This window comes from Tunicatimonas sp. (assembly GCF_049647865.1).
Classification (GTDB): domain Bacteria; phylum Bacteroidota; class Bacteroidia; order Cytophagales; family Cyclobacteriaceae; genus Tunicatimonas.
The window spans coordinates 1-3,625 of record NZ_JBARYM010000715.1; the positions used below are offsets into that span (position 1 = coordinate 1).

3 protein-coding genes are annotated in these 3,625 nt (G+C 43.0%); 1 reads left to right on the top strand and 2 read right to left on the bottom strand.

What is annotated here, in order from left to right; genetic code table 11:
• The first annotated feature begins 318 nt into the window (after nucleotides 1-318).
• Complete coding sequence (locus WBA23_RS20920) at nucleotides 319-1,623, top strand: Gfo/Idh/MocA family oxidoreductase (protein WP_424584227.1); 1,305 nt, start codon at nucleotides 319-321, stop codon at nucleotides 1,621-1,623.
• Nucleotides 1,624-1,627: 4 nt separating this feature from the next.
• Here WBA23_RS20920 and WBA23_RS20925 read toward each other — a convergent pair whose 3' ends face one another.
• Both WBA23_RS20925 and WBA23_RS20930 read right to left on the bottom strand, forming a co-directional pair.
• Nucleotides 1,628-2,554: a YihY/virulence factor BrkB family protein gene (locus WBA23_RS20925; RefSeq protein WP_424584228.1), complete on the bottom strand. Its 927-nt coding sequence runs from the start codon at nucleotides 2,552-2,554 to the stop codon at nucleotides 1,628-1,630.
• 157 nt (nucleotides 2,555-2,711) lie between these two features.
• Entirely contained in the window at nucleotides 2,712-3,407 is a 696-nt protein-coding gene (locus tag WBA23_RS20930; protein WP_424584229.1) for an FG-GAP repeat domain-containing protein, read from the bottom strand.
• Nucleotides 3,408-3,625 lie beyond the last annotated feature (218 nt).

A 3,625-nucleotide genomic window follows, 5' to 3' on the forward strand; every position in this document is an offset into this window, starting at 1 on the left:
GGATTAGGTAAGTAGGGGGGGATAACACCTTCGTACATCTGAGGCTTCACGAAGTGAAACAATCCAGCTACTACGTATAAACTCGCCATAACGTATAAACTAAGCGTATTATCCATTTAGAGAAATATGAAATGTAAGATATGAAGTATGAAAAAGGAAGTTAAAAATCCGAAGGCTAAAGGCCGGATCTAAAGTTGTGGCCTTAAGACTTTCCAATCAATAACTTATTAATTACCAAGCAATCAGCAATTTAGCCATTTAACAATTGATTAAAATCCATTATCTTCGTTAAAAACCGAACGGCAACCTATATTCCGTATGAACCGACGACATTTTATTAAGTCTAGTGCTGGAGCTACGGCAGGCGCAAGTTTAATTTATTCACCATACTCCATTGCCCATCCTCAGCAAAATAAGAAATACACTACTGCGCTGATTGGCAGTGGCTGGTGGGGCATGAATATATTGCGAGAAGCCATTGCAGCGGACCGATCTAAAGTGGTGGCCCTTTGCGATGTAGACCAGCGCCAGCTAGACCAAGCAATGGAAGAAACCAGTAAGCTCACTAGCGATCGTCCCAAACGCTATACCGATTATCGGGAATTACTAGCGACTGAGAAACCAGAAGTTGTTATCGTTGCTACTCCCGATCATTGGCACCCATTGCAAACTATTGCTGCGGTAGAAGCCGGAGCCCACGTGTACGTAGAGAAGCCTATTGGACATACGATTAACGAAGGTAAAGCGATGGTTCAGGCGGCTCGAGCGAACGACCGCATGGTGCAAGTAGGTACTCATCGTCGGGTTTCACCGCACAATATATCTGGAATGGAATTTCTCAAGTCGGGGCGAGCCGGAAAGATCGGGATGGTACGGGCTTTCGTGCACTACGGAGGCGGTCCCGGTGAACCTACTCCTGACTCCGAACCACCGGCTGAGTTGGATTGGGATATGTGGTGCGGTCCGGCCGCTATGGTTCCTTACAATGAAAGCATTCACCCTAAAGGATTCCGACAGTTTCTGGAATTTGCCAATGGACAGATCGGCGATTGGGGCATCCACTGGCTCGATCAGGTTTTGTGGTGGACGGAAGAGAAAGCTCCTAAATCAGTACACTCGGTAGCCGCCCGCCACATTAAGGAAAACAACACTACAGCTCCTGATACACAGGTGGTAAACTATGAATTTGAAGATTTTACCGCTGTATGGGAACATCGGCAATACGCCGCTAACGAGGCCGAAAAACATAATATTGGCTGCTACTTCTACGGAACTGAAGGCACCTTTCATATGGGATGGCTCGATGGTTGGACCTTTTACCCTAGCAAAAAAGGCGGTGAAATCATCCACGTAGAACCGCAGCTAAACGATCCTGATAAACAAAACATCAAAGAACTTTGGGCTGATTTCTTATCGTCTATTGAAGGAGATCAACTTCCAGTTTGTGATATTGAAATCGGACACCGCTCTACTAATATGAGTTTATTAGGTATGCTATCGCATAAGCTAGGACGAAGTGTTGCTTGGGATAATGAACTAAGGGTGATTCCGAATGATCCGGAAGCTAATGCTTTACTGCAACGTAAGTACCGCGATCCGTGGGAATACCCTAAAATTACATAGCAGCTTAATTAATAATTTCACCGTCGTACACTTCTACTTCTTTTGTAACAATTCGCACCGAATGCTTTTTAGGAGTAATTCGCTTACCCAACTTAGCGGCGTAAACCCGGGTAAACATAGCTCCTACCAGTAGCAGTAAGGAGGAGTAAAATACCCATATCAAAATACCGGCCAATGAACCAGCGGCACCGTAGGTAGAAGCTACCCGCGTGTTGGCCAGCATCAAACCGATCAGGTATTTACCAATAGTAAACAAAATTCCGGTTACTAATGCTCCCACGCTCACATCTTTCCAACGAACCTTAGCATCAGGCAGAAATTTGAATATCAGTGCAAAAATCAAAGAGATAATGCCTAGCGATATTGCGCTGCTAGATAGCTGAATAATATATACTGTATAGTCATTCAGAAAAATAGAGTTAAGAAAGTCGCGGAAAACAGACATCACGGTATCAATGATCAGGGAGACCAGCAACAAGAAGCCCAGAATGATAATTAGGGAGAACGATAGTAGGCGATCGTACAAAAATTTGATGATACCCGTCTTAGGTTTGGGCTTAACCTCCCATATTGTATCCAGCGCTTTCTGTACAATACCAAAAATCACTGTAGCACTAATTAGAAGAAAAGTAATGCTCAGGATGTTAACGAATAAATTGGAGGTATCCCAACTCCGGTTTTGTATGATTTTAATAATTTCTTCAGTGCTAGCTGCCCCAATTAACCCCGAAACTTGGGTAGCCAACTGATTTTGGATTTGTTCAGCATCTAGAATAGTCCCTAGCGTTTGAACAATGATAATCAGTACAGAAGGAAGGGAAAAAACCGTAAAAAAGGCAATAGCAGCGGCATAAATTACCGGGTCTTGCTCCTGTAGTTTACGAACAGTCTCCCAGATAAGCTCCCATGCTTCTTTAAAAAAATGCTTCATCAAATAAGGTGTAGTAGTTTAATATAACACAATCTGGATGAAATGTTTCCGGATTGATGATTTTAAAACTACAATTCATCGTAGTATCTACTACGGCTTGCATTCACCTATATTTCCCAGGTACTGTAGTGATACTTTGCTGGTATCTGAAAGTACATTATTCGTGGTTAGTTTTATCAGTTGTATTCTCTAAGATCATATAATTTGGCCCTTCTTTCGTCCAGAGGGCGCTTAACTTTTTGGGTGCTCGGGAAGGAGGCAAAGCAAACGAGCCCAGAATAATATCCAGATCGCCATCTTGATCAGTATCGCCAGCATCCATGGTTAACCAGTGACCGTTGGCCGCTTCGGGAAATGTTTTAACTAGAAAATTCGCTGAATTGCCGGAAGATTGATTTTCTAAATACAAAAATCCTCGTTCGGGGGTCTCCACAAAATCCGGGAAAAATGAGATAGCAGCAATATCCAAATCGCCATCCTGATCGAAATCACGAGCCATTGCCTTAGAGGCTCCGGGCATTGCTTGGAAGTAACTTTCTTGAAATATTCCTTCGGCTGACTGCAAAAAGATTCGGATACCGTGGTAGGGTTTGAGTACGGGTGAATAATCAGCATTATCGCCGTTGGCATATAATATGTTTAAAAGACTATCACCGTTGAAGTCAGCTAGCTCAAAGTAGCTGGAACCGTGTACCGGGGGAAAACGCAATAGAGTACGAGGTTGGTACTGCCTATCACCCTGATTATACCAAGTAATAATACGCTCATCACCTTGAGCAACTAAAATAGTCACATCAGAAAACCCGTCCTGATTAATATCCGCAATCTTATAAGATGTTTTAATTGGGAGCAAAAAAAGCAGTCTTCCCAGGAAGGCTGCTTTTTTTGCTCAAATACTAGTAGTCGTTGAAAAGTGGCTTTCTCAACAAAGGTTTATTATTTAGTACTCAGCGACTACCTTTTCAGCTTCGGGCACTGGTTGCTTAGAATGCTTTTGCCAGACGAAGAATATGGTAAACAAGACAATCAGAATCGCTGGACCTGATATCATTTTTTCTAAGGTATCTTGAC

What these genes read in the sequence shown, in the direction of transcription:
- WBA23_RS20920 (WP_424584227.1), top strand. Translation starts at nt 319, where the DNA reads ATGAACCGACGACATTTTATTAAGTCTAGTGCTGGAGCTACGGCAGGC.
- WBA23_RS20925 (WP_424584228.1), bottom strand. Translation starts at nt 2,554, where the DNA reads ATGAAGCATTTTTTTAAAGAAGCATGGGAGCTTATCTGGGAGACTGTT.